Source organism: Kitasatospora sp. NPDC057512 (assembly GCF_042802135.1).
Lineage (GTDB): Bacteria > Actinomycetota > Actinomycetes > Streptomycetales > Streptomycetaceae > Kitasatospora.
The window spans coordinates 1-23972 of the sequence record NZ_JBHVET010000041.1 but is presented as its reverse complement, the minus strand read 5'-3'; the positions used below and the strand labels follow the sequence as shown (position 1 = coordinate 23972).

Annotated in this window: 17 protein-coding genes and 2 rRNA genes; 4 read left to right on the top strand and 15 right to left on the bottom strand. The window is 73.6% G+C overall.

Annotated elements, in window-relative coordinates; genetic code table 11:
- Positions 1-67: 67 nt before the first annotated feature.
- The 3 genes from ACFU6K_RS05335 to ACFU6K_RS05325 form a co-directional block, all read right to left on the bottom strand.
- On the bottom strand, positions 68-1510 hold the full coding sequence (locus ACFU6K_RS05335; protein ID WP_359822280.1) for an aldehyde dehydrogenase family protein: 1443 nt from the start codon (positions 1508-1510) through the stop codon (positions 68-70).
- A gap of 179 nt (positions 1511-1689) precedes the next feature.
- A complete protein-coding gene (locus ACFU6K_RS05330; RefSeq protein ID WP_049651301.1) occupies positions 1690-3258 on the bottom strand; it encodes a PucR family transcriptional regulator in 1569 nt (522 codons plus the stop codon).
- Between the two features lie 153 nt (positions 3259-3411).
- Positions 3412-5484 carry an ATP-binding protein gene (locus tag ACFU6K_RS05325; RefSeq protein WP_380661007.1) on the bottom strand — a complete coding sequence of 691 codons (2073 nt, stop codon included), beginning with the start codon at positions 5482-5484 and terminating at the stop codon, positions 3412-3414.
- A 245-nt stretch (positions 5485-5729) separates the two neighbouring features.
- Here ACFU6K_RS05325 and gabT point away from each other — a divergent pair, with 245 nt between their 5' ends.
- Both gabT and ACFU6K_RS05315 read left to right on the top strand, forming a co-directional pair.
- Entirely contained in the window at positions 5730-7070 is a 1341-nt protein-coding gene (gene gabT, locus ACFU6K_RS05320; RefSeq protein WP_380661006.1) for a 4-aminobutyrate--2-oxoglutarate transaminase, read from the top strand.
- Positions 7071-7562: 492 nt separating this feature from the next.
- The gene (locus ACFU6K_RS05315; protein WP_380661005.1) at positions 7563-8213 is read left to right on the top strand and encodes a phosphatase PAP2 family protein; all 651 of its coding nucleotides are present in this window, start codon (positions 7563-7565) and stop codon (positions 8211-8213) included.
- Here the strand turns inward: ACFU6K_RS05315 and ACFU6K_RS05310 are convergent.
- Positions 8186-8518 (bottom strand): DUF2218 domain-containing protein, encoded by a 333-nt coding sequence (locus ACFU6K_RS05310; protein WP_049651304.1) that lies wholly within the window; start codon positions 8516-8518, stop codon positions 8186-8188. The two genes, ACFU6K_RS05315 and ACFU6K_RS05310, sit on opposite strands and share 28 nt — an antisense overlap.
- 169 nt (positions 8519-8687) lie before the next feature.
- Here ACFU6K_RS05310 and ACFU6K_RS05305 point away from each other — a divergent pair, with 169 nt between their 5' ends.
- Positions 8688-9209, top strand: a complete 522-nt coding sequence (locus ACFU6K_RS05305) for a MarR family winged helix-turn-helix transcriptional regulator (protein ID WP_380661004.1) — start codon at positions 8688-8690, stop codon at positions 9207-9209.
- Here the strand turns inward: ACFU6K_RS05305 and ACFU6K_RS05300 are convergent.
- Complete coding sequence (locus ACFU6K_RS05300) at positions 9124-10161, bottom strand: EamA family transporter (RefSeq protein ID WP_380661003.1); 1038 nt, start codon at positions 10159-10161, stop codon at positions 9124-9126. The genes ACFU6K_RS05305 and ACFU6K_RS05300 overlap by 86 nt on opposite strands.
- A 73-nt stretch (positions 10162-10234) precedes the next feature.
- Here ACFU6K_RS05300 and ACFU6K_RS05295 point away from each other — a divergent pair, with 73 nt between their 5' ends.
- Positions 10235-11140: a LysR family transcriptional regulator gene (locus ACFU6K_RS05295; protein ID WP_380661002.1), complete on the top strand. Its 906-nt coding sequence runs from the start codon at positions 10235-10237 to the stop codon at positions 11138-11140.
- Positions 11141-11224: 84 nt separating this feature from the next.
- Here the strand turns inward: ACFU6K_RS05295 and ACFU6K_RS05290 are convergent, their stop codons facing one another.
- The 10 genes from ACFU6K_RS05290 to ACFU6K_RS05245 form a co-directional block, all read right to left on the bottom strand.
- On the bottom strand, positions 11225-11989 hold the full coding sequence (locus ACFU6K_RS05290) for a ZIP family metal transporter (protein WP_380661001.1): 765 nt from the start codon (positions 11987-11989) through the stop codon (positions 11225-11227).
- A 316-nt stretch (positions 11990-12305) separates the two neighbouring features.
- Positions 12306-14057: a restriction endonuclease gene (locus tag ACFU6K_RS05285; RefSeq protein ID WP_380660999.1), complete on the bottom strand. Its 1752-nt coding sequence runs from the start codon at positions 14055-14057 to the stop codon at positions 12306-12308.
- 114 nt (positions 14058-14171) lie between these two features.
- Complete coding sequence (locus ACFU6K_RS05280) at positions 14172-15980, bottom strand: hypothetical protein (protein ID WP_380660997.1); 1809 nt, start codon at positions 15978-15980, stop codon at positions 14172-14174.
- A gap of 475 nt (positions 15981-16455) precedes the next feature.
- On the bottom strand, positions 16456-17112 hold the full coding sequence (locus ACFU6K_RS05275) for a YigZ family protein (protein ID WP_380660996.1): 657 nt from the start codon (positions 17110-17112) through the stop codon (positions 16456-16458).
- 172 nt (positions 17113-17284) lie between these two features.
- Complete coding sequence (locus tag ACFU6K_RS05270; RefSeq protein ID WP_380660995.1) at positions 17285-18574, bottom strand: DUF6986 family protein; 1290 nt, start codon at positions 18572-18574, stop codon at positions 17285-17287.
- A gap of 109 nt (positions 18575-18683) precedes the next feature.
- Complete coding sequence (locus tag ACFU6K_RS05265; RefSeq protein ID WP_380660994.1) at positions 18684-20276, bottom strand: DUF2637 domain-containing protein; 1593 nt, start codon at positions 20274-20276, stop codon at positions 18684-18686.
- Positions 20277-20522: 246 nt separating this feature from the next.
- Positions 20523-21188 (bottom strand): LuxR C-terminal-related transcriptional regulator, encoded by a 666-nt coding sequence (locus ACFU6K_RS05260; protein WP_380660993.1) that lies wholly within the window; start codon positions 21186-21188, stop codon positions 20523-20525.
- Positions 21140-22549, bottom strand: coding sequence for a sensor histidine kinase (locus ACFU6K_RS05255; protein ID WP_380660992.1), 1410 nt, complete (start codon positions 22547-22549; stop codon positions 21140-21142). Before ACFU6K_RS05255 ends, ACFU6K_RS05260 begins: the two co-directional genes overlap by 49 nt.
- Positions 22550-22749: 200 nt before the next feature.
- Positions 22750-22866, bottom strand: a 5S ribosomal RNA gene (gene rrf / locus ACFU6K_RS05250).
- A 78-nt stretch (positions 22867-22944) separates the two neighbouring features.
- A 23S ribosomal RNA gene (locus ACFU6K_RS05245) occupies positions 22945-23972 on the bottom strand; the annotation flags it as partial.

The following is a 23972-nucleotide window of genomic DNA, read 5'->3' as shown; positions in this document are numbered from 1 at the left end:
GTCTACGACGACACCGCGTCGGTCGGAGGCCTCAGCGGCCCCAACGGTCGCTGAGGTCTCTGGGGTCTCAGAGGTCGAGACCGGTCAGGACCATGACCTTCTCGACGGTGTAGTCGTCCATCGCGTACTTGACGCCCTCACGGCCGACACCGGAGTCCTTGACGCCGCCGTACGGCATCTGGTCGGCGCGGTAGGACGGCGCGTCGCCGATGATCACACCGCCGACCTCCAGCTCCCGGTGGGCGCGGAAGGCGGTCTGCAGGTCGTGGGTGAACACGCCCGCCTGGAGACCGAACGCCGAGTCGTTGACGGCCGCGAAGGCCTCGTCCACGCCGTCCACCCTGTGCAGCGACAGCACCGGGCCGAACACCTCGGCCTTGGCCAGGATCGCGTCGGCGGGCAGGTCGGCCAGCACGGTCGGGGCGTAGGTCGCGCCCTCACGGGTGCCGCCGGTGAGGACCTTGGCGCCCTTGGCGACCGCGTCCTCGACCCAGGACTCGACGCGCTTCGCGGCGTTCTCGTCGATCAGCGGGCCGACGTCGGTCGCGTCGTCGGCCGGGTCACCGGTGACCTGCGCCTTGACCTTGGCGACGACCTTCTCCGCCAGCGCGTCGTACACCGAGGCGTCGGCGATCACCCGCTGCACCGAGATGCAGGACTGGCCGCCCTGGTAGTTGGCGAACATCGCGATCCGGGTGGCCGCCCAGTCCAGGTCGGCCTCCGAGGACCAGTCGGCGAGCACCACGGCCGCGGCGTTGCCGCCGAGCTCCAGGGTGCAGTGCTTGCGCGGCACCGAGTCCATGATCTGGTAGCCGACCTTGTCCGAACCGGTGAACGAGATCACCGGCAGGCGCTCGTCCTGCACCAGGGCCGGCATCCGGTCGTTCGGCACGGTCAGGATCGACCAGGAGCCGACCGGCAGGTCGGTCTCGGCCAGGATCTCGCCCAGCACCATCGCCGACAGCGGGGTCGACGGAGCCGGCTTCAGGATGATCGGGGCGCCGACCGCGATCGCCGGGGCGACCTTGTGGGCGACCAGGTTCAGCGGGAAGTTGAACGGGGCGATCCCCAGCACCACACCGCGCGGGAAGCGGCGCACCACCGCGAAGCGGCCCACGCCGCCCGGGTCGGTGTCCAGCCGCATGGTCTCGCCGTTGGTGCGGCGCGCCTCCTCGGCGGCCCAGCGGAAGACCGACACCGCGCGGCCGATCTCACCGCGGGCCCACTTGATCGGCTTGCCGTTCTCGGCGCTGACCAGCTGGGCGAGCTCCTCGGTGCGCTCGGTCAGCCGCTTGGCCACGTGGTCCAGGGCGGCGGCACGCTGGTGCGCCGGGGTGGCGGCGAACACCGGCAGCGCGGCGACGGCGGCGTCCAGCGCCTCCTCGACCTGCGCCTCGGTCGGGATGCTCACCTTGCCGACCAGACGGCCGTCCCAGCTGTTGTGCACCTCGAAGTCGGCGTCACCGCTCGCCCGGCGGCCGGCGAGCCAGAAATCGTACGTGGTGGTCACCGTGGTACCGGCCCTCTCCTCGTCTGTCCTACGGCCCACGGACGTGGGACCCGGTTTTGAGGGTAGGCGCGGCGGCACGCCGACCGGATTGGCCGACTAGGAGCGTTCGCCCCCGGGGCCACTCCACCGCGTCCTACCGGGGCGTCGTGGGCCGACGGAGCCCCCACCCCGCCGGCGCCTCACTCCTCGCCGGAGCGCAGCGCCAGCCACAGCTCCATCCGCACGTCCGTGTCGTCCAGCGACCGGCCCAGCAGCTCCTCGACCCGGCGCATCCGGTAGCGCAGCGTGTGCCGGTGCACACCCAGGTCGGCCGCCGCCGCGTCCCACTGGCCGTGCCGGGACAGCCACGCCCGCAGCGAGGCCACCAGGTCCCCGCGGGCCGTCCGGTCGTGCTCCCGCAACGGCCGCAGCAGCCCCTCCGCGAAGGCCGTCACCGCGTCCTCGCCGAGCAGCGGCAGCAGCGACCCCGCGCCGACCTCCTCGTGGTCCACCGACCGGCGGCCACCGCGCAGCGCCACCGCCAGCGCCCGCTCGGCCTGCGCGTTCGCCGTCCCGGCCTCCTCCAGCGCGGCCGGCGCCGAGACGCCCAGCGACAGGCCCTCGTGCTCCTCCACCGCGCCCAGACAGGCCCGGTGCACCGCGCCGTTGTCCAGCGCCAGCACCATCAGCCGCGGCCCGTGCGCACCGTCCTCCCGCGCCACCAGCAGCTTCTCGCCCACCCGGGCGCCCGCCTGCTCGGCCCGGTCGCCCAGCTCCCCGAGCGCCTCCGCGGCATCCGCGTTGGCCGGCCCGGCGCCGGCCACCAGCACCCGTATCGTTCCCTCCGGCAGCCCCCCGAACAGCCCCACCGCCACCTGGCGGGCCGTCGCCACCTCACCGGCCAGCACCATCCGCAGCAGCGCCGCGCCCATCCGCTCCTCGGCCTGCCGCAGCTCCCGCGAGCGCTCCAGGGTGAGGGTCAGCAGCGCCACCGCCGCGTTCAGCACGTACCGCTCGGTCGGCGTGATCCGGTCCTCGGTCCCGACCGCCAGGAAACCCCGGGCCCGCCGGTCCGCCCCCAGCGACTGGACCACCACGTAGTCCTCGTCCGCCGTGTCTATCCCCGGCGCGCGCCCCTGCAACGCCGCACTCGACGGCGCCGGACGCCGACGCAGCCGGTCCACCTCCGCCGCCAGCCGCCCCGCCCGGCGCGCCGCCCAGTCCGGCGCCACCACCGACAGCGCGCCCGACCCGTCGTACAGCGCCGCCCAGCCACCCAGCCGGGCCGCCAGCCGACGCACCACCGCCGTCGTACCGTCCTTGCCCAGCGCCGCCCGGGTCAGCTCCTCCTGCGCCTCGAAGCTGGTCGTCACCGCCTCGTACTGCTCCGCGGCCAGCGCCGCCGACACCACCTTGCTGATCGCGATGAACGGCGTCGGCTCCGGCACCCGCAGCAGCGGCAGCCCGCGCTGCGCCGCCGCGTCCACCAGCGGCTGCGGCACCTCCGTGTGCGACAACCCCACCCCGAGCCCCAGCCCGACCACCCCCGCGTCGGCCAGCCGGTGCACGTACGCCTGCAACTGCGCCGCCGTACGGCCCAGCTTGATACCGGTGGTGAGCAGCAGCTCGCCACCCTCCAGGAACGGCGTCGGGTCGTCCAGCTCACTGGTGTGCACCCAGCGGACCGGCCGCTCCAGGTGATCCGCACCGGCGAGGACCGTCAGATGGAGCGACGTGTTGCGGACGACGGAGGCGAGTGTGGGGGGCATGGCACCTTCGAGGGATCGACCTGACCGCGCCGTTGCGGCCGGGCGAGGAGAGGGACGTGGGACTGGTGAGGGTCTCTCCCCTTCATTATGGACGCCCCGGACAACCCGCACTGCCGAATCCACCTCGAAGGCGACTTCCCCCGCCGCCCGCCCTCAGCCCCTGAGGTCCACCAGCAGCGGCGGAACCTGCTCCCCCGACACCGCCGTCAACGACACCACCGCATGCCCCGCCGGCAACGCGTGCGCCAGATCCGACGGCGACCACCGCAGCCGCTCCACGTCCCGCGTCGTCACCGACTCCGTCTGCGCCGTCGTCCCCGACAACGCCTTCCGCCCGACCCGCCCCGCCCGCCGTATCACCCCACCGGAGGTGTCGGGGGTGTGGGTGACCGCGGTCTCCTGCACCAGGTGCGTCCCCCAGGCCTCCGAGAACAGCTTCCCGTCCCACGGCGCGATCCCCGGGAACGCCATCCGGCAGCCGACCGCGCCGAACAGCGGCGCCCGCAGCGCCTCGGGCAGGTCCACCAGCGTCCGCAACAACAGCACCGCGCCCGCGTTCGCCCCGCGCATCCGCTGCAGCCCGCGCACGGCGACGGCGTCCAACGCCGCCGAGGCGTCGTCCACCACGAGCCCTGCGAACAGCGAGCGGTCCTCGCGGGCCCCCGCCGCCTGCACGAACTGCCCCACCACCAACCGGGACAGCATCCGCGCCGCCTCCGGGTGGCTCCGCTCCGGCAGCTTCACCCGCACCCGCAGCGGGTGGTCCAGCACCCGCATCGCGAACGGCGGCCGACCGGTGCCGTCGGTCGCGAAGGCGCCCTCGAAGGCGGGCCGCTCCAGCAGCGCCAACCGGTCCGCCAGCAGCGCCCCAGGGTCGTCCGCCCGGTCACGCTGCCGCTCCCGGTACTCCAGGTCCCGCTCGTGGACGGCCAGCCGGCCCGCCACGCCGAGCGCCTTCACCAGGGCCGCCAGCACGTCCGGCTCACCCGCCAACAGCGCCCGCAGCTCCCGCACCCCCGGATAGCGGCCGTACGCCGCGTGGAACGGGCCCACCACCTGCTGCAGTGCGGTACGGGCGTGCTCCGCGCGGGCCGTCAGCTCGTCCGGCAGCAGCGCCTCGGCCAGCCGGGCGGCCGCCTCGTCGGGGTCCCGCGCGCCGCCGTAGAGGTCCAGCCCGTACAGCGAGGACGGGTCGCCGGGCGCGATCACCACGTCGTACCAGGAGTCCGGGCCGAGATCGGCGTCCGCCGCCCCGACCACCACCGCACAGGCCGTACCGGACAGCGCCTGTAGGCACAGCGCCTCGGCCACCGGCCGGGCCAGCCGCGCCGTCTTCCCCGTCCCCGCCGGCCCCACCGCCAGCAGCGAGGTGCCCAGCACCTCCGGGTCCAGCGCGAAACCGGCCGCCCGGTGGCCCAGCGGGTTCTTCGGGACGTCCTGCGCCGTACCGAGCCGGACCTGACCGATCAGCAGATCGTGCCGCTCGGCGCGGCCGGGCAGCTCGCGCGCCTCGGAGGGGTGGGCGAAGGCCGCCGCGCCACGGGTGGCCACCTGCTCGGTGAAGGCGGGCACGAACACCGGGTCCGCCTGCGCGGACTCCCAGGCGCGCCGGATCCGCACGTAGTCGACGTCCCCCACGGCCTCGCCGTCCAGCCGAACAGCCGCCTCGGCCGCGCCGCCCCGGCGCAGCCCGTCCCACGGGTCCTGCCCGCGCACGGCCTCGACCGCCCCCGGGGCATCCTCCTCGACGGGCTGCTCCTCCGTCACCGTGCGCGACAGCAGCGGCGCGGCGTAACGGCGCCACACCTCGGGCCAGCGGCCCATCCGGCCGAAGATCTTGATGACGGCTGCGGCCACCAGCACATTCACCGACAACCCGACGACGGTCACAAGGGTCTCGCTGGGGTGTTCGACCCAAACGGTGATCACGATCAGGTGGAGCACCAGCTGAGTGCCGTAAACGAAGGCGAACCACGCCACCACCGCATTCAGCCCCGCCCGCAGCAGCAGCGGCCAGGTCGCGACCTTGGCCGCCTCCGCCCGTTCCGGGTCGACGCGGCGGTAACCGAGCCGGTAGATGCCCGGGTCGGCGTCGGGGCGCGGGGCGGAGGCCCAGGCCGCGAGGTCGAAGGAGGAGGTGCCCGCGGCGGGCCGTTGGTGGGGCAGGGGGGTCGGGGGTCTGGTGGTGGTGCGCTCGCCGTGGTGGTGTGCCCCGTCCTGTGCCATGTACGGCCCCGCTCCCTCGCCCGCCCGCCCGGCCCGACCGCCGTCGGTGCCGCCATACCCATGCCGCCGTACCGGCGACACGCCCGCGCTCAGGGTAGTGGAGCGCGGCCTGCGGGTAGTCGCGCCACCCGCGCTGGCCGTGCCGGACAAGTCGGACGGCGCACTGCTACCGAGTGGCGCGTGCCGGGGTGGGGAGGGCGGCCGTAGCCTGCGAAGCACCGAGCCGAGAAGTCTGGAGATACCCCATGAGCGCCGCAACGCCGCTCCCGCAGGAGCGCCGCCTGGTCACCGCGATCCCCGGTCCGAAGTCGCAGGAGCTGCACGCCCGCAAGCTGGGTGCGGTGGCGGCCGGTGTCGGCACCACCCTGCCGGTGTACGTGTCCCGTGCCAACGGCGGCGTGCTGGAGGACGTGGACGGCAACTCGCTGATCGACTTCGGCTCCGGCATCGCCGTGACCAATGTCGGCAACAGCGCCGAGGCCGTGGTGGCCCGGACGACCGAGCAGCTGGCCAGCTTCACGCACACCTGTTTCATGGTGACCCCGTACGAGGGTTACGTGGCCGTCGCCGAGCAGCTGAACGAGCTGACCCCGGGTGACCACGAGAAGCGCACCGCGCTGTTCAACTCGGGCTCCGAGGCCGTCGAGAACGCGGTGAAGATCGCCCGCGCCTACACCAAGCGCCAGGCCATCGTGGTGTTCGACCACGGCTACCACGGCCGCACCAACCTGACCCTGGCGCTGACGGCGAAGAACATGCCGTACAAGCAGGGCTTCGGTCCGTTCGCCCCCGAGGTCTACCGGGTGCCGGTCGCCTACCCGTACCGCTGGCTGACCGGTGCGGAGAACGCCGCCACCGAGGCCGCCGCCCAGGCGATCGACACCATCAACAAGCAGATCGGCGCCGAGAACGTCGCCGCGATCATCATCGAGCCGATCCAGGGTGAGGGCGGCTTCATCGAGCCGGCCAAGGGCTTCCTGCCGGCGATCGTGGAGTTCGCGAAGGCGAACGGCATCGTGTTCGTCGCGGACGAGATCCAGACCGGTTTCTGCCGCACCGGCCAGTGGTTCGCGTGCGAGGACGAGGGCATCGTCCCGGACCTGATCACCACCGCCAAGGGCATCGCCGGCGGTCTGCCGCTCTCCGCGCTGACCGGCCGCGCCGAGATCATGGACGCCGCGCAGACCGGCGGTCTGGGCGGCACCTACGGCGGCAACCCGGTGGCCTGTGCCGCCGCGCTGGGCGCCATCGAGACCATGAAGGAGCAGGACCTCAACGGCAAGGCGCAGCGGATCGGCGAGATCATGCTGGGCCGCCTGCGGGCCATGCAGGAGAAGTACGAGATCATCGGTGAGGTCCGCGGCCGCGGCGCGATGATCGCCGTCGAGCTGGTGAAGCCGGGCGGCAAGGAGCCGAACGCGGAGGTCACCGCGGCCATCGCCAAGGCCTGCCACGCGGAGGGCCTGGTCGTGCTGACCGCCGGCACCTACGGCAACGTGCTGCGCTTCCTGCCGCCGCTGGTCATGCCGGAGCACCTGCTGAACGAGGGCCTGGACATCCTGGAGGGTGCGTTCGCCGCCCTCTGAGCGGTGCCGCCCGTCAGGTCGTGAACCCCCTCCGGAGGGTTGTCCGGACAGCGCTGAACGGCCCGTGGGGACCTCTGGTCCGCACGGGCCGTTCGGTTTTCCGGGCGCGTCGCACGAGCGGCCGGGGCATGATCGACGGGGCGCCCCGAGGGTGCCCCGCGCAGGGTGAAGATGGTGTGCGGAATCGCTGAAGGCGCTCGGCGCGGAAGGGCTGTTGACGTAGTGTCATCGCAGATGGACAGCGAGCCTCAGCCATGGGCGCGGCCGTCCGCGGGGCCCCCTCCGGGGCCGGTTCCGCGGGTGCCGCACGAGGACGACCAGGCCGGCCCGGGAGGGTCGGCGCACACCGAAGGCCGATCGACCGACCGTCCGACCCACACCCCCCGGGGCGCACGGAACGGCGATCATCAGAGCCGCCCCGGAGCTCTCCCCCCTGCTCCGGGGCGGCTGTCCGTCGTCCTGGGCCGGGCGGCCCGGTCGGTGGCCGTTCCGGTGACGGCGGCGGTTCTGCTGGTGGTGGTGTCCTGGCAGGTCGCGGCGGAGGGGCCGCTGCTCGGCGTGGACCGTTCGGTCCGCCGGGCCGTCCGTACGGCCCACCGGGACGTCCCGGACGCGCTGCTCGACCGGCTCGGCCACCTCCTGTCGGACCTGGGCGGCGGCGTCCCGGCGGTCCCGGTGCTGCTGCTGGCCGGCGCGCTGGCGGCCTGGCGGGGCCGCCGGGCCGGGGCCGGGCGCTGGTGGCTGCCGCTGCCGGTGGCGGCGCTGACCTCGGTGCTGATCCCGCTGCTGGTGGTCCCGGCGAAGTCGGCCTTCGCCCGGCCCGGTCCGCTCGGGGAGCCGCTGACGGCGGGCCAGTGGGGCTGGTACCCCTCCGGGCACACCGCGACCGCGGCGATCTCGTACGGGGTGGCGGCGCTGCTGCTGGCCCGGGTGGCGGGGCCGCGCGCCGCCCGGGGGCTGGCGGCGGGTGCGGTGCTGCTGTCGCTCGGGGTGGGTGCGGGGCTGGTGTGGAGCGACTTCCACTGGCTGCTGGACGTGGTGGCGAGTTGGTGCCTGGCCGTCCTGGTGCTGTGGCCGCTCGACCGGTGGCTGCCCCGGCCGGGCACCGGGGGGCGTCAGGCCTCGGGGTCCTCGTTGCGGTGAACCAGGCCGGGCTCGCCGTTGTCCCGGTGCCACTCGATGACGAGTTCGTCGCGGGCGCCGAAGCGGACCAGGTGGCGGCCGACGACGTCCTCCAGGCCGGGCAGCTTGTCGCGCTCGCCCTCGACGGTGAGCAGCAGTGCGTCCGGCTGGGCCTCCAGGGTGGCGGTGCCGGCGCCGAAGACCATCGTGCCGCGGCCGGTCTCCTCGGAGTAGACGGCCTCGATCTTGCGCCCCATGTGGGCGGTGAGCTGCTTGGCGTAACGGCCCGGGCGGTCGGTGGCGACGCGGGCTTCGGAGCGGGGCATGGGCTCTCCAACGGTCGGGGAGGGGAACTTAGGGTTCCCTCACTTGGGAGCAACGCTAACCCAGATATTGAGCTAGGCTCAACATATTTCCGCGATCGTCTTCCGCCGCCGGCCACGGGCCCCGGACCGACGGCTACCCTTGGGCGGACGCCAGCCGAGGAGACCGCCGATGACCACCACGCCGACCGACGAACCGGCGGACCCCTCCCCCGGCCCCCGGCCCGGCACCCCGGGCACCGCCGCCGAACTGGCCGACGCGATGACCAGGGCGATCAAGCGGATCCGCCGTCAGACCGGCTGGCGGCTGGAGCCGTACGGCATCACCCCCGGCCAGGCCCGGGCCCTGCGCATGCTCGCCCACGTGCCCGGCTGCGAGACGCCGGACCACGCGATGCGGCTGAGCGACCTCGCCGACAAGCTGCACATCGCCCCGCGCTCGGCGACCACCGTGGTCGACGCGCTGGAGGAGGCCGGCCTGGTCGAGCGCAGCCCCGACCCGGCCGACCGGCGGGCGGTGCGGATCCTGCTGACCGAGGCCGGACGGGCGGCGGTGGAACGGATCGGGCAGGTCCGGGACGAGGTGGCCCAGGAGTACTTCGGCGAGGTCAGCCCCGCCGACGAGGAGGTGCTGCTGCGGGTGCTGCGCTCCGCCGAGGCCCGCTTCCTCGCAGCCGGGCCGCCACGGCGGTAGCGGTACCGGCACGCAGCGCGGTGATCCCGATCCCGGTGATCACCAGCAGCGCGGCCACGGCGGCCGTCGGGCTGATCCGCTCGCCGAGCAGCAGCCAGGCCGAGGACATCCCGAACACCGGCACCAGCAGCGAGTAGGGCGCGACGGCGGTCGCGTCGTAGCTGCGCAGCAGGAAGCTCCATGCGACGAAGCCGAGCAGGGTGGAGACCAGCCCGACGTAGCCGATCGCCCCCAGTCCGGCCGGGGTGATGTCGCGCAGGGCGCGCAGGTCCGCCTCGGGGCCCTCGACCAGCAGGGACAGGCCCAGCAGCGGCAGCGGCGGGACGGCGCTGACCCAGACCATCCAGCGCAGCGCGTCCGGCGGCGCGGCCCGGCGGGTCAGCACGTTGGCCAGGCCCCAGGCGACGGCGGCCAGGACGACCAGGGCGAAGGCCCCGAGCGGACCGCCGGCGCCCTGGTCCCAGGCGCTCAGCGCGATGCCGGCGAAGGCGACCCCCAGGCCTGCCAGCCGCTGCCCGCCGGGGCGTTCGCGCAGCAGCACGGCGGCGAACAGCGCGGTGAAGCCAGCCTGCCCCTGGAGCACCAGGGAGGAGAGCCCGGCCGTCATCCCGGCGTGCATGCCGAGGAAGAGCAGTCCGAACTTGACCACCCCGAGGACCACGCCGACCGCCAGCACCCAGCGCCAGGCCACCTTGGGCGGGCCGACGAAGAAGACCGCCGGCACCGCGACGACGGCGAACCGCAGGGCGCAGAAGAGCAGCGGCGGGAAGTTGTCCAGGCCGACGTGGATCAGGACGAAGTTGAGGCCCCAGACGGCGGCCACCAGGACGGCCAGGGCGATGTGGCGGGGGCTCATGCCGCCCCGGCTGCCGTTGCCGCCCGCGCTGCCCGTACTGCTCGTACTGCTCGTGCTGTGTCGGCCGCTCGGAGCGGCGGCGGTTGTCGCGGTCATGGGTCGAGCATGGTGGTGCCGGACTGTTCAGCACCAGCGATGAATTCTGAAGCGGACACTTTAGGATCACTGCATGATGGACCTGGGGCGCCTGCGGGCGCTGCACGCGGTGGCGGTGCACGGCTCGGTCGGCGGGGCGGCCGCGGCACTCGGCTTCACGCCCTCGGCGGTCTCGCAGCAGATCGCCAAGCTGGAGCGGGAGACCCGGACGGTGCTGCTGGAGCGGCAGGGCCGCGGCGTGGTGCTGACCGACGCGGCGCGCGAGCTGGCCGTCACCGCGCAGACCGTGCTGGGGCTGGTGGAGCAGGCCGAGGTGCGGCTGGAGGAGCAGCGCGGCCAGGCCGTCGGGCGGCTGCTGGTGGCCGCGTTCCCGTCCGGTGCCCGCGGACTGATGCCCGGGGCGCTGGCCGACCTGCGGCGGCGCTGCCCGGAACTGGACGTCCGGCTGCTGGAGCGCGACCCGTACCCGGCGGCCGAGCTGGTGGCCCGGGGCGAGGTGGACCTGGCGCTGGTGCAGGACTGGCCGACCGTGCCGCTGCCGGTGCAGGAGGGGGTCTCCCGGATGGACCTCGGTACGGACCCGGTGGACCTGCTGCTGCCCGCCGACGACGACCTGGCCGCGCTCGACCCGGTGCCGGTGGAGCGGCTGTGCGGGCAGCGCTGGATCAGCGTGCCACCGGGCAACATCTGCCACGACTGGCTGGTCCGCACCCTGCGCGAGGCCGGCGAGGAGCCGGACGTGCGCTACCAGGTCGGGGAGTTCGAGACGCAGATCGCGCTGGTCGCGGCCGGTCTCGGGATGGGCCTGGTGCCGAGGCTCGGGCGGGGCCCGCTGCCGCCCGGGGTGGCGGCCCGCCGGGTGACGCCGGAGCCGGGCCGCCGGGTGTTCGCGCTCTGGCGCTCGCAGGCCTCCCGGCGGCCGGCCATCACCGAGGCGCTGGCCTCGATGCGGGAGTGCTGGGGGCGGCTTCCGGGTTGAGGGCGGCTTCCGGGCTGAGGGCCGTGGCGACCGGTCGCCCGCCGGACGGACCGATCGGCCCCGGGGCGAGGGCCGCCGCGGGCCTCAGCCGGCGAAGCCGATCACCAGCCACATGAAGCCGACCCCGGCCACGGTGCAGAGCAGGGTGCTGCGCGAGGGGTGCGGGCTGTGCGCCTCGGGGAGGATGTCGGAGGTCGCCAGGTAGAGCAGGAAGCCGGAGAAGAAGCCCAGGTAGAGACCGAGCAGGTGCCCCGGGATGGTGAACGCCAGGGTGATCGCCGCGCCGGACACCGGGGCCACCGCGTCCGCGGCGAGCAGGGTCAGCGCCCGCCGCCGGTTGTTCCCGTACAGGCGGGTGATCGTGTACGTGTTGAAGCCGTCGGCGAAGTCGTGCGCGACCACGGCGATGGCCACCACCGTGCCGACCGTGGTGCCCGCCTGGAAGGCGGCGCCGATCGCGAAGCCGTCCATCACGCTGTGCCCGACCAGGGCCAGTGCGGCGGTCAGCCCGACGCCCTGGTGCCCGGCGGAGCGGGTGTCCCCGTGGTGGTGGCCGTGGGAGTGCGCGGCGTACTCGCCCTCGTGGCCGCGGTGGATGGCGACGGCGCGCTCGATCACGTGGATGGTGAGGAAGCCGGCCGCGAACAGCAGCAGCGCCTGCGGCACGCCGTGCACCTCGCCCGGCGCCTGGTGGAGCGCCTCGGGCAGCAGGTCGAAGGCGACCACGCCGAGCATCAGCCCGGCGGCGAAGCCGAGCACCAGGTGGCGGCGGTCGCGGGTGCGCTGGGCGACGAAACCGCCGACCAGGGTCATCAGGAACGCCGCGGCGGCGACCAGTACCGCGGTCATCGGTCCGGCTCCTTCACAGGTCCGGCCGAGTCGCCGGGGCCTTCGCCGGGTGGTGCGCCGAGCGCTCTGCCCATTCCTCTCCCCCTGGGGTCCGCCCGTGGCCGGGCCGACCGCCGACCGTACCGGACGCCCGTTCGACGGTGATCACCCGGGGGTGCCGGGGCCGGGGTGCCGTTCCCCCCAGCCTCGGTCCGGACCTGCCGGGTCGCCCGACGGATGGGCCGTCCGGGTGAGGCTGTCGACGGGCCGGCCCACCGGGACGGGGCGGTGGGCAGGGGCTGGTGAGCGGGCGTCGGTGCGGTGAGCGGGCGGCGGGTCAGCCGCCGGTGGCGAGCGGCAGGCCGAGGTGGGTGTGGGCGAGTTCGCGGACCCCGTCGCCGTCGATCAGGTGGATGTGCCGGTGGCCCTCCTTGGCGGTGAGGTCCAGCACCTCCTCGCTGAACCGGCCGGTGGTCAGCCGCAGGCCGCGCTCGGCGGACTCCTCCCCGACCGCCTCGGCCAGGGTCTCGATCTGCTCGGCGCCGATCGACGCGGTGTCCCGGGAGGCCCACACCACCCAGCGGCCGGGCAGCGAGGTGCCGGGTGCGCCCTCGCCGGTGGCGACCAGCCCGGCCGGTCCGCGCAGCCGGACGCTCCACTGCGCGATCCCGCCGCGGGTCAGCAGGTCCCGCACCAGCTGGGCGAACTCGTTGGCGGACAGGTCGGCGGCGGCCGGCACGGTGGCCCCGGCCTGGGCGGCGGGCCGGACACCGGCCCGGTCGTACGGGTCCGGGGTGACGGCGGCGCCGAGCCGGCGCAGCCGTACCAGGGCCTCGTCCTGCTCGGCGTCGGCGTAGACGCCCTCGTCGTCGCGCTCCTCGTACGGGGTGCCCGGCGGCAGCAGTCGGGTCCGGGCCAGTGCGTCGCGGTCGGCGTCCACGCTGACCAGGCAGAGCGGCTCGGCCGTGGCGGGATCGCGCAGCCAGCCGTTGAGGACGACGCCGGCGAGTATCTCGTCGGTGTCCACAGCATCGGCGGCCTGCAGCGCCCGCAGGGCGAGCCGGGCGACCAGCCGCAGGTAGTCGGTGGCCCGGTCCGCGGGCGGGCGCGGCACCGGGAGGATGTCGCCGTCCGGGGCGAGCCGGTAGCCGGCGAGCGAGGGCACCAGGTCGAGCGGCGGCAGGTCGAGGTCCAGCACGGCGGTGCGGGTGAGCGGGCGGAAGACCGCCCGGCAGGGGGCGGGCAGGTCCTGGGTGGCGGTCTCGGCGGCGGCCAGCGCCCGTTCCAGCAGCGACTCCACGGCGGCCGGTTCGGCCAGCCGGTAGGCCCGACGGCACTCCTCCAGGCTCTCGTTGTACTCGCGCACGGCGCGGGCCCGGGCCTCCTCGGCCGCCTCGTGGGCGCGCCGGGACTCGTCGGCGGCCGGGCTGCCGGCCTCGGCCCGGCGGGTGCGCCACTCGCGCAGGGCGCGCTGGTGGGCGAGCCGGGCCTGGGCCAGCTCGCGCTGGTAGCCGGAGTCGAGCAGCCGGCGCGACGGGCCGCCCTCCGGGTCGGCCGCGGGCGGCTCGGCGGGCGCGAAGTCCTGCCAGCGGGGCTCGGACTCCTCCTCGGCGCCGCCGCCGGGGCCGTCGGCCGGGTAGGGGCGGGGCTGGTAGTGGCGCAGCTGGCTCTCGAAGTCCATGGCCGAGACGGGCAGCGCGGCCCGCCGCAGCAGGTCGGCCAGCCGGTCGTGCTCGGCTTGGACGGCGCGGGTGCGGTGGTGGGTCAGGGTCGCGGCCCGGGCGTGCGCCGCCACGGCCTCGTCCGGGGCGGCCTCGCCGGGGCCGGGCTCGGACGGGCCGTCACCGGTCGGTCCGCTGCCGGTAGGTGTGTTGTCGGTCGGTCGGTTGTCGGTCGGTCTGTCACTGGTCGGACCGTCGCCGGACGGGCCGTCAACGGCCGCACCGCCACGGGGGCGGCCGACGGCGGCGCCGTCCGGCTCCTGGCCGTCCTCGGCTCCGAGGTCGCGGAAGACCGAGGCGAGGAAGCCCGGCCGGGGGAACTGGACGGTGGCGGTTCCGTCGGACTGGCCGTCTGCTGAGTACTGCATCGGTCGTCGTTCCCCCATGCTCGTCCGGCGCCTGCCCGGGGCGATCGGCGAACCTGTGGGCCCGCCCCTGCCGGACATTGTCCCCCGAACGGGCGCGGCGGTCAGCCAAGCCGCTCAGTTGGTCCGGGTGTTGGTCAGGTGCAGGCCGATGTAGCCGACGTAGATCCGGCCGCTGCCGGAGCAGTCGTCCAGGTAGTGCAGCCGGGGCGCGGTGCGGCCGCCGCCGATCCGCAGGTGCGCGCCCATGAACGCGCGCCGGGAGGAGTCGACGCATTCCGGCACCGGCAGCATCCGCTCGCGCTTCCACTTGGTGTGGCTGAACACCGTCCGGGACTCCCCGCGGACCGCCTTGCGGGGCGGGAAGCGGTGACAGCCCTCGGGGGTGCGCTCGCACCACTGCTTGAAGTCCCCGCCGGCCGTACCGCGGACGGCCGCCTCGGCGTACTCCTGGAGTGCCGTCAGACCGTCCCAGGCGAGCCGGGCCCAGCCGGCGCCGGCGCACTGCAGCTCGTCCAGGGCGAGCGCGACCTTCTGGTCACCGGTGAAGGTCACCAGCGGGAACTCGCCCAGTCTGGCCATGAGTTCGGTGAAGGTGTCGGGCGTGCCGCAGCGGTCGGGGGGCTGGACCACGGAGTGCGGCCCGCCGACCGGTCCGCTGCCCGGTGCCACGCAGTGGCGCCCGGTCAGGCCGCGGGCCCCGGAGCGGAGGCGCCCCTCGCGGACGTCCCGGCCGTCGCGGCCCTCCCGGCCCTGGCCCCGTTCCCGGTGTTCGCGGCGCTCCAGGCGCAGGGTGTGCCGGACCCGCTCCAGCTCGTCGGCCCTGGCCTGCTGATCGGCGCGGTCCTGTTGCTCCTCCCGGGCGAGCGCGGCCAGTTCGACGCCCCGGTACGGCGCGGCCGGGCCGGAGGTCCGTTCGCCGGCCTGCTCGACGGTGCCCGCGGGCGTCCGCTCGGCCACCTGCCCGGCGGCCTGCTCCGCGCTCTGCTCCTCGGACCGTTCTGCTGCCTGCTCCGCCGTCCGGCGGAGCTGCGGCGGCGGGACGCGCAGCACCGGGACGGCCGCCAGCGGCGGTGGCAGCGGCTGTTCCGCGGCCAGGCGGCGCGGCTCGCGGGCGAGCAGCCCGGCGGCGCGGCGCGGGTCCTCTTCTATTCGGCCCCGGGCGAGTACCGGATGTCGGGCGCTGTCCTGCCGGGAGGCCGGGTCGACCTCGGGCAGGTAGGTGCGCACCGCCCCGCCGTAGACGGTGTGGTACTCCAGCGCGACGTTGAACCCGGTGCGGGCGCCGGGGTCCAGCACGTAGGCGGTGGCGAGGCCGGGCAGCTGCTGGCAGAGCGGGGCCACCACGTCCCGCACCCAGCTGTCGAGCGGCAGGTTCACCGGGACGCTGGCCACCACGGTGGGCAGCCTGCGCTCGGGGTCGCACAGCTCGTCGATCAGGGCGTCGACCTCGTCGGCCGTGATCACCCGAGGGCCGGAGTGGACGGCGGTCGGGCCGTCGGTGGCGTCGAGCAGCGGGAGGAGCGAGCGGGCGAGTTCGGGCACCGGCACCCGGCACGGGGTGCGCACACCGCTGCCGGTGCTGTGGGTCTCGGCCTCCAGCCGGACCCAGGTGGGACCGTCGGAGCCGGTGGCCACGGTGAGGGTGAGCTGCTGGGTGCCGTGCGGGGCCGGGGTGCGCAGGCGGCGGCGGTCGTACCGCCCTGCGCCCGGCCCGCCGCGCAGCGGCCCCTGGTCGCGGTCGAGCAGGACGCGCTCGCCCAGGCGGAGGCGCTCGGCGGTGGGAGCCGGCTCGGTGCCCTGCTCAACGGGGGCGCGGAGGGACGGCGGGGGCTCCTCGAAGCCCTCCTGCTTCAGCCAGCAGGCCAGTTGCTCGTCGGCCAGGGCGACGGCCTCGGCGTGCGGGAGGGCCGTGGTGACCGTCATCCGGTAGGGCGTCGCGGGGCCGCGGGGACCGGGCAGGTCGGCGGCGTGCGAGCGGACGCGGTTCGGGGCGGGGCGGTTCGCGATCGGATGGTTCGAGGCCGGACGGCTCGTCGGGTGGTTCGTCGGGTGGTTCGTGGAGCGGTTCGAGGTCGGGTTCGTCGCGGACTGGGAATTCGAGGTCGATCGATCCGAGGTCATGCGCATACCTCCGTGGTGCGGGGTGGGGTCCTGTGTCCTCCATCGATGGTTTCGTCCGGTTCTGCCGGAGCCTTGCCCAGGAAACGCCACGGCCCGGAGCGGAAGTTCCAACTCCGGGCTACGACACTACGTTCGGGTGAATCTGCTCAAGCGGTCTTCCGCGTGGCGCGGGGCCTGGGCTACGGGAAACGGCCGGTCACGGGCCGTCCGACGGATCGTCCGACCCCCGGGACCCACGAGGTACCGCCCGCCCCCGCGGCCAGACCGGCACCTCGGGTCAGACCGGCACCTCGACGTACGTCCGGCCGGCCGGGACCGCCACCGCGGTACCGCCGGTCGCCTCGGCCAGCCAGGTATGGAAGTCCGCCACGTCCGGCTCCGGCACGCCCACCTCGATCCGCACCCCGGCGGCCCCGTAGGCCAGGTCGCTCACCGCGTACCCGGCCGCCCGCAGGTCGTTCTCCACCCGCCCGGCCCGGACGTGGTCCACCGTCACGGCGAGCAGCGCGACCGGCCGGCGCTCCAGCAGGCCGACCTCGTCCACCGCCTCCGACACCGCGTTCCCGTACGCCCGCACCAGGCCGCCCGCACCGAGCTTGATCCCGCCGAAGTACCGGGTGACCACGGCGACCGTGTCGGTCAGCCCGCGTCGGCGCAGCACCTCCAGCATCGGCACCCCGGCCGTGCCGCCGGGTTCGCCGTCGTCGCTGGAGCGCTCGCGGCGCTGCTCGTCGCCGACCACGAAGGCGGTGCAGTTGTGCCGGGCGTCCCAGTACTGCTTGCGGATGCCCGCGATGAAGGCCTGCGCGCCCTCCTCGTCGGTGACCCGGGCGAGGTGGCAGATGAACCGGGACTTCTTGATCTCGGTCTCGTGGCTGCCGGACCGCCGGATGGTGAGGTACGGCCTGGCGGTGGGCTCCGGCGTGGCGGACATGGCGCGGGGGTCCTCCCGAGGACGGTGAAGGCTGACGGCGCACGCCCCGGGACACCGGGACGGCACCGCCAGCCTAGTTGGCGCACGACGGGAGGGATCAACGGCCGGGGATCGGCAGCCGTCCGAGCAGGAGGATCGACGGCCGGGGATCGGCAATCGGACGCGGCCGGGGTCAGCGGCCGGCCAGGGCGTTCAGCCGCACGCGGTCCAGGCCGGTCAGCGCGGTGACCTCGGCCAGGTCGACGGCACCGCAGTCCAGCCCGCGCAGCAGGTAGCCGCTCAGCGCCCGGGCGGTGGCCGGTTCGTCCATCACGTCGCCGCCCGCCTTGGCGACGTACGCGGCCAGCCGTGCGGCGGCGGCCGCCAGGCCCTCGCGGTAGAAGGAGTAGACCGCGACGTAGCGGGTGGGCAGGTGTGCCGGGTGCATGTCCCAGCCCTGGTAGTAGGCGCGGGCCAGCGAGCGGCGGACCAGGCCGTGGTGGAGCTTCCAGGCGGCGTGCACCTGCTCGGTGGAGCCGGTCGGGACGACGTTGGTCGAACCGTCGGAGAGCCGCACCCCGGTGCCCGCGGCCGCCACCTGCATGACCGCCTTGGCGTGGTCGGCGACCGGGTGGTCCATGCTCTGGTGGGCCGCGCTGACGCCGCAGGCGGCGCTGTAGTCGAAGGTGCCGTAGTGCAGGCCGGTGGCGCGCCCCTCGGCAGCCTCGATCATCCGGGCGACGGTGGCCCGGCCGTCCGGGCCGAGGATCGCCTGGGTGGTCTCGATCTGGATCTCGAAGCCGATCCGGCCGGCGGGCAGTCCGGCCCGGTCCTCGAAGTCCTCCAGCAGCCGGACCAGCGCGGTGACCTGCTCGGCGTAGGTCACCTTGGGCAGGGTCAGGACCAGGCCCTCCGGGAGCCCGCCGTTGGCCAGCAGGGTGCCCAGGAACAGTTCCAGGGTGCGGATGCCGCGGGCCCGGACGGCGGCCTCCATGCACTTGGTCCGGATACCGAGGTACGGCGGGGCGCCGCCCTCGGCCACCGCCGCGGCGACCAGCTCGGCGGCGCGGACGGCGGCCGCGTCCTCCTCCGCGTCGGGGCGGGGTCCGTACCCGTCCTCGAAGTCGATCCGCAGGTCCTCGACCGGCTCGCGCTCCAGCTTGGCGCGGACCCGGGCGTGCACGTCGGCGAGCAGCTCGTCGTCCGCGACGCCGAGGGCGCGGGCCAGTTCGGCGGGGGTGGCGGCGTGACGGTCGAAGGCCTCCAGGGCCCGGCGGCCCCACTCCCGCACGGAGTCGGCGGCGAAGGCGTCGGCCGGGACGTAGACCGTGTGCACCGGCTGCCTGGTCCCGGGCTCGCCCGGGTAGCGGCGCGCCAGATCGGCGTCGACCGGGGCGAGCAGCGCCTCCACGGCGGCGCGGACCCCGGTGGAGAAGGAGGCCCCGTCCGTCGGCCCGTTTCCGTCGACCCCGACCCGTGTCATCCGCACTCCCCATGCCGAACCAGCGCTTCAACAGTTTGTTGAGGCGAAGGTAGCTCCGGCGGGATCGGGCGTCAATGGCCGCCCGAGCCCTGGACGGTGGCGGCGGCGGTCAGTCCCTCCCGGCGGCGGCGTAGCGCTCGTTCAGCTCCGGGTAGAGGTCGGCGACCTCCTTGGGGTGGACCGATCCGTCCGGTCCCTTGCCGGTGACGCCGTACTCCCTGGTCAGCCAGTCGGCGAGGCGCTGGGGGTCGGGCTGGTGGCTGTGCGCGTCCATGTACGAGACCAGCGCCGCGTAGGCGACGTCCGGGTCGAGGCGCGCGGGCGCCGGGGAGAACGCGGACTGCTCCGTCTGGGCCGACTCGGCGGCCGGGACCGGCACCGGCTGCGTGAGCTCGACGGGCTGCTCGGGCTGCTGCTGCGGGCCGACCGGGTGCTGGGCCTGCGGACCGGGCGCGGGCTCGGGGGCAGGTGCCGCAGCTGCGGCTGCGGCGGGGACAGGCTCCTCGGCGACCGGGCGCGGGGGCTTGAACCAGGGCGAGGCCTGCCCGGGCACCCGACCGCCCGGGGCGGCGTCGGTCGGGTGGCCGGTGGTGCGGACCGGGCGCTCCGTCCAGACGTTCAGCTCCTCGCCGCGCGGCTGCGGGGCGGCCTCCGCCGCCGCGTCCGGCTCCTGGGCGGCCCGCAGCCGGACGGCGGCCAGCTTCGCGAGCATCGGCGCGGCGACCTCGGCGGACAACGGTGCGACGGCAGCGGGCGCCTGCGGCTGCGACTGCTCGGACTGCGGCTGCTCGGGCTGGGCCTGCGGCTGCCCCTGAGCCTGTTCGGGCTGGGCCTGCTGGGCGGGCTGAACCTGCGGGGCGGTCGGCTGGACGGCCTGCGGTGCCTGCCGCGGGTGCGGGTTCGGGGGCTGTTGGGCGTGGACCTCGGCGGCCGGGGCGATGGCCGCGGCGACGCGGTTCTCCTGCGGGGCCACCCCCGGCGTCTCCTGCTCCGCCGGCATCTCCTTGACGTCGCGCACCCGCCCGTCGTCGTCGAGCCGGTCGAGCAGCGCCGGGTCCAGCGGCACGCCGAACTTGGCGAGCTTGAGCGGCAGCAGTGCCTGGATCGGTGCCGAGCGGCGCCAGCCGCGGCCGTAGCGGAAGCGCAGCTGCGCCCGGTAGACCAGGCGGTTCTGCTCCAGTCGGATGACCTCGTCGTAGGAGCGGAGCTCCCAGAGCTTCATCCGTCGCCAGAGCCGGAAGGTCGGCACCGGGGAGAGGAGCCAGCGCATCACCCGGACCGACTCCATGTGGCGGTCCGCGGTGATCGCCGCGATCCGGCCGACCGCGTGCCGCGAGGCCTCGACCACGACGACGAAGAGCACCGGGATGACGGCGTGCATCCCCATGCCCAGCGGGTCGCCCCAGGAGGCGGCCGCGTTGAAGGCGATGGTGGCGACGGTCAGCAGCCACGCGGTCTGCCGCAGCATCGGGAAGGGTATCCGCAGCCAGGTCAGCACCAGGTCGAGCGCGAGGAGCACGACGATGCCGGCGTCCACACCGATCGGGAAGGCGTAGGAGAAGGCGCCGAAACCCTTCTGCTCGGCCAGGTCGCGCACCGCGTTGTACGAACCCGCGAAACCGATGCCCGAGATGATGCAGGCACCGGCCGCGACCATTCCGAGCAGGCCCCGATGGGCCTTGGTGAGCGTTGGGCGTGCCATTACGTCTATCAACCCCTGGATGTCGGCTGCTGCCGTACGCTGCCTCGGCTGCCGGGTCCCGTTTGGCCGGGCCGCCGGACCCCGTTGGTCGGGCCGCCGGACGGCTGGGCAACCTCCGGGCTCGGCTCACCGGAGTTTACTCGTACACGTGTTTAGCGCGCCCACAGCCTGGGGTGTCACAGTGCGGCCGCCCGGGCCCCGGCCACCGGCGCCACGCGGGGTCGGAGCGGAGGCGCCGCCGGATCGTCAGCCGGTCTGCCCCGCCGTGCCGTTGAGGTAGGCCAGTACCGCCAGCACCCGACGGTTGGCGTCCTCGTCGGGGGCGAGTTCGAGCTTGCCGAAGATGTTGGCGATGTGCTTGGCCACCGCGCCGTCGCTCACCGAGAGGCGGGCGGCGATCGCCGAGTTGGAACAGCCCTCGGCCATCAGCTCCAGTACCTCGCGCTCGCGCGGGGAGAGCCGCAGCAGCGGACCGGGCCGGCGCGAGGTGGTCTGCATCAGCTTGGCGATCACGTCCGGGTCCATCGCCGTGCCGCCCGCCGCCACCCGGCGGACCGCGTCGATGAACTGCCCGGCGTTGAACACCCGGTCCTTCAGGAGATAGCCGATACCCCCGGTGCCGTCAGCCAGCAACTCCCGCGCGTAGAGCTGCTGGACGTGCTGCGACAGCACCAGCACCGGCAGGCCCGCGATCTCCCGACGGGCCTTGAGCGCCGCCTGCAGGCCCTCGTCGGTGAGCGTCGGGGGCAGCCGGACGTCGACCACGGCCACGTCCGGCCGGTGGGTCAGCAGTGCCTCCAACAGCTCGGGCCCGGTCTCCACCGCCGCGGCGATGGTGAAGCCGTGCGCTTCCAGCAGCCGGATCAGGCCTTCGCGAAGGAGGTAGAGGTCCTCGGCGAGGACAACTCGCACGGCAACTCCAAGGTGATGGTGGTGGGTCCGCCCGACGTGCTGTCGATGGAGAGGACACCGTCGAAGGTACCCAATCGCTTCTCGATTCCGCGCAGTCCGGTCCCCCGCGAAGGGTCCGCCACCCCCACGCCGTCGTCCGTCACCGTGACCCGCAGGAAGCCGGCCCGGTAGAGGATGTCCACCCACACCTGCTCCGCCTCCGAGTGCTTGGCCGCGTTGGCCAGCAGCTCGCAGATGCTGAAGTACACGGCGGCCTCCACCGGCGCCGGCAGCCGGTCCGGCAGGCTCACGCACACCTCGGTCGGCAGGGCGCTGTCCAGTGCCAGGGCCCGGACGGCATCGCCCAGTCCGCGCTCGGCGAGCACCGGGGGGTGGATGCCGCGCACCAGGTCCCGGAGCTCCTGGAGGGCCCGGGCCGAGGACTGACGGGCCTCGGCGAGGAGCTCCCGCGCGGCCCCCTGGTCGGTGTCCATCAGGTGCTCGATGGTGCCCAGCGTCATCCCGATCGCGACCAGTCGCGCCTGGGCGCCGTCGTGCAGGTCCCGCTCGATCCTCCGTAGTTCGGCGGCCTGGTTGCCCACCGCGTCCGCCCGGGTCTCGGTCAACTCGGCCACCCGCCTGGTCAGCTGGGCGTTCGTCGCCCGGCCGTCCTGGTCCAGCACCCGGCGGGCGGCCTCCACGTACCCGCGCACCGCGTACGGTGCCACGAGTATGCCCACGACGATCATGGCGGCCCCGAGCACGGCGCTCAGCAGGACGGCCACCATCCGGCTGCTCAACGGGCCGAACCCGTCCGCCGGCACCGGCCCGGCCAGGATGTAGGCGGCGCCCAGCCCGAGCAGAACGGCCACCGGGCCGGCCAGGGCCACCACGAGGAACGGGTTCGCCAGCAGCCAGAGCAGCTCGCCGCGGGTGGTCCGGTCCCGCAGGCCCCAGTGGACCACCTGGGCGTACTTCGCCACCGTCCGCGACCGGTGGTAGGTGTAGCCCGTCCACCAGTGCCCCCGGCCGTCCAACTCCAGCTCCGGCCAGGGCTCGTAGACCGCCGGCAGCCGGATGCCGAACCAGCGCTCCACCTGGCCGCGGGTGCGGTTCGCGGTACGGCGGATGCTGGCCGCGGCGACCACACCACCGGCGGTCACCGCCACCAGGAGCGCGAGGAAGAGCCCCAGGTCGTACGACTGCAGGAGCCGGGCCGTGACCGCCCCCGAGAAGACCGCCGTGCCCACCGGCAGCACCACTCCCGGCACCGCCGCCAACACCACCACGCCGAGCCGCACCAGCCCCTCACCGCCGGCCTTGAAGGCCGCCTGGGCCTGAGCACGTACGGACGTGCCGCTCGTACGACTCACTGTTGTCACGGGAAGCTCCTGATGCCGGTACCGATCGTCCTCCATCAGTCTTCACGAACCGTCCATCACCCACACTGGCCATGGCACCCCAAATCCGAGGTGGACCTAGGACCACCTGTGAGTGGAGGAAGTGACACCGAGCGATGAGACCGTCTGAAAATGCGAAGAACCCCCACCCGGGACCCGGATGGGGGTTCTTCAGAAGAATTGTTCGGCGGCGTCCTACTCTCCCACAGGGTCCCCCCTGCAGTACCATCGGCGCTGTAAGGCTTAGCTTCCGGGTTCGGAATGTAACCGGGCGTTTCCCTCACGCTATGACCACCGAAACACTATGAAACTGTCAACCGCACACCCGAAAACGGGCGGGTCGTTGTTTCAGAACAACACAGTGGACGCGAGCAACTGAGGACAAGCCCTCGGCCTATTAGTACCGGTCAACTCCACCCCTCACAGGGCTTCCATATCCGGCCTATCAACCCAGTCGTCTACTGGGAGCCTTACCCTCTCAAGGAGGTGGGAGTGCTCATCTCGAAGCAGGCTTCCCGCTTAGATGCTTTCAGCGGTTATCCCTCCCGAACGTAGCCAACCAGCCATGCCCTTGGCAGGACAACTGGCACACCAGAGGTTCGTCCGTCCCGGTCCTCTCGTACTAGGGACAGCCCTTCTCAACACTCCTACGCGCACAGCGGATAGGGACCGAACTGTCTCACGACGTTCTAAACCCAGCTCGCGTACCGCTTTAATGGGCGAACAGCCCAACCCTTGGGACCTACTCCAGCCCCAGGATGCGACGAGCCGACATCGAGGTGCCAAACCATCCCGTCGATATGGACTCTTGGGGAAGATCAGCCTGTTATCCCCGGGGTACCTTTTATCCGTTGAGCGACGGCGCTTCCACAAGCCACCGCCGGATCACTAGTCCCTACTTTCGTACCTGCTCGACCCGTCAGTCTCACAGTCAAGCTCCCTTGTGCACTTACACTCAACACCTGATTGCCAACCAGGCTGAGGGAACCTTTGGGCGCCTCCGTTACCCTTTAGGAGGCAACCGCCCCAGTTAAACTACCCACCAGACACTGTCCCTGATCCGGATCACGGACCCAGGTTAGACATCCAGCACGACCAGAGTGGTATTTCAACGACGACTCCACAACAACTGGCGTTGCTGCTTCAAAGTCTCCCACCTATCCTACACAAGCCGAACCGAACACCAATATCAAGCTATAGTAAAGGTCCCGGGGTCTTTCCGTCCTGCTGCGCGAAACGAGCATCTTTACTCGTAATGCAATTTCACCGGGCCTATGGTTGAGACAGTCGAGAAGTCGTTACGCCATTCGTGCAGGTCGGAACTTACCCGACAAGGAATTTCGCTACCTTAGGATGGTTATAGTTACCACCGCCGTTTACTGGCGCTTAAGTTCTCAGCTTCGCC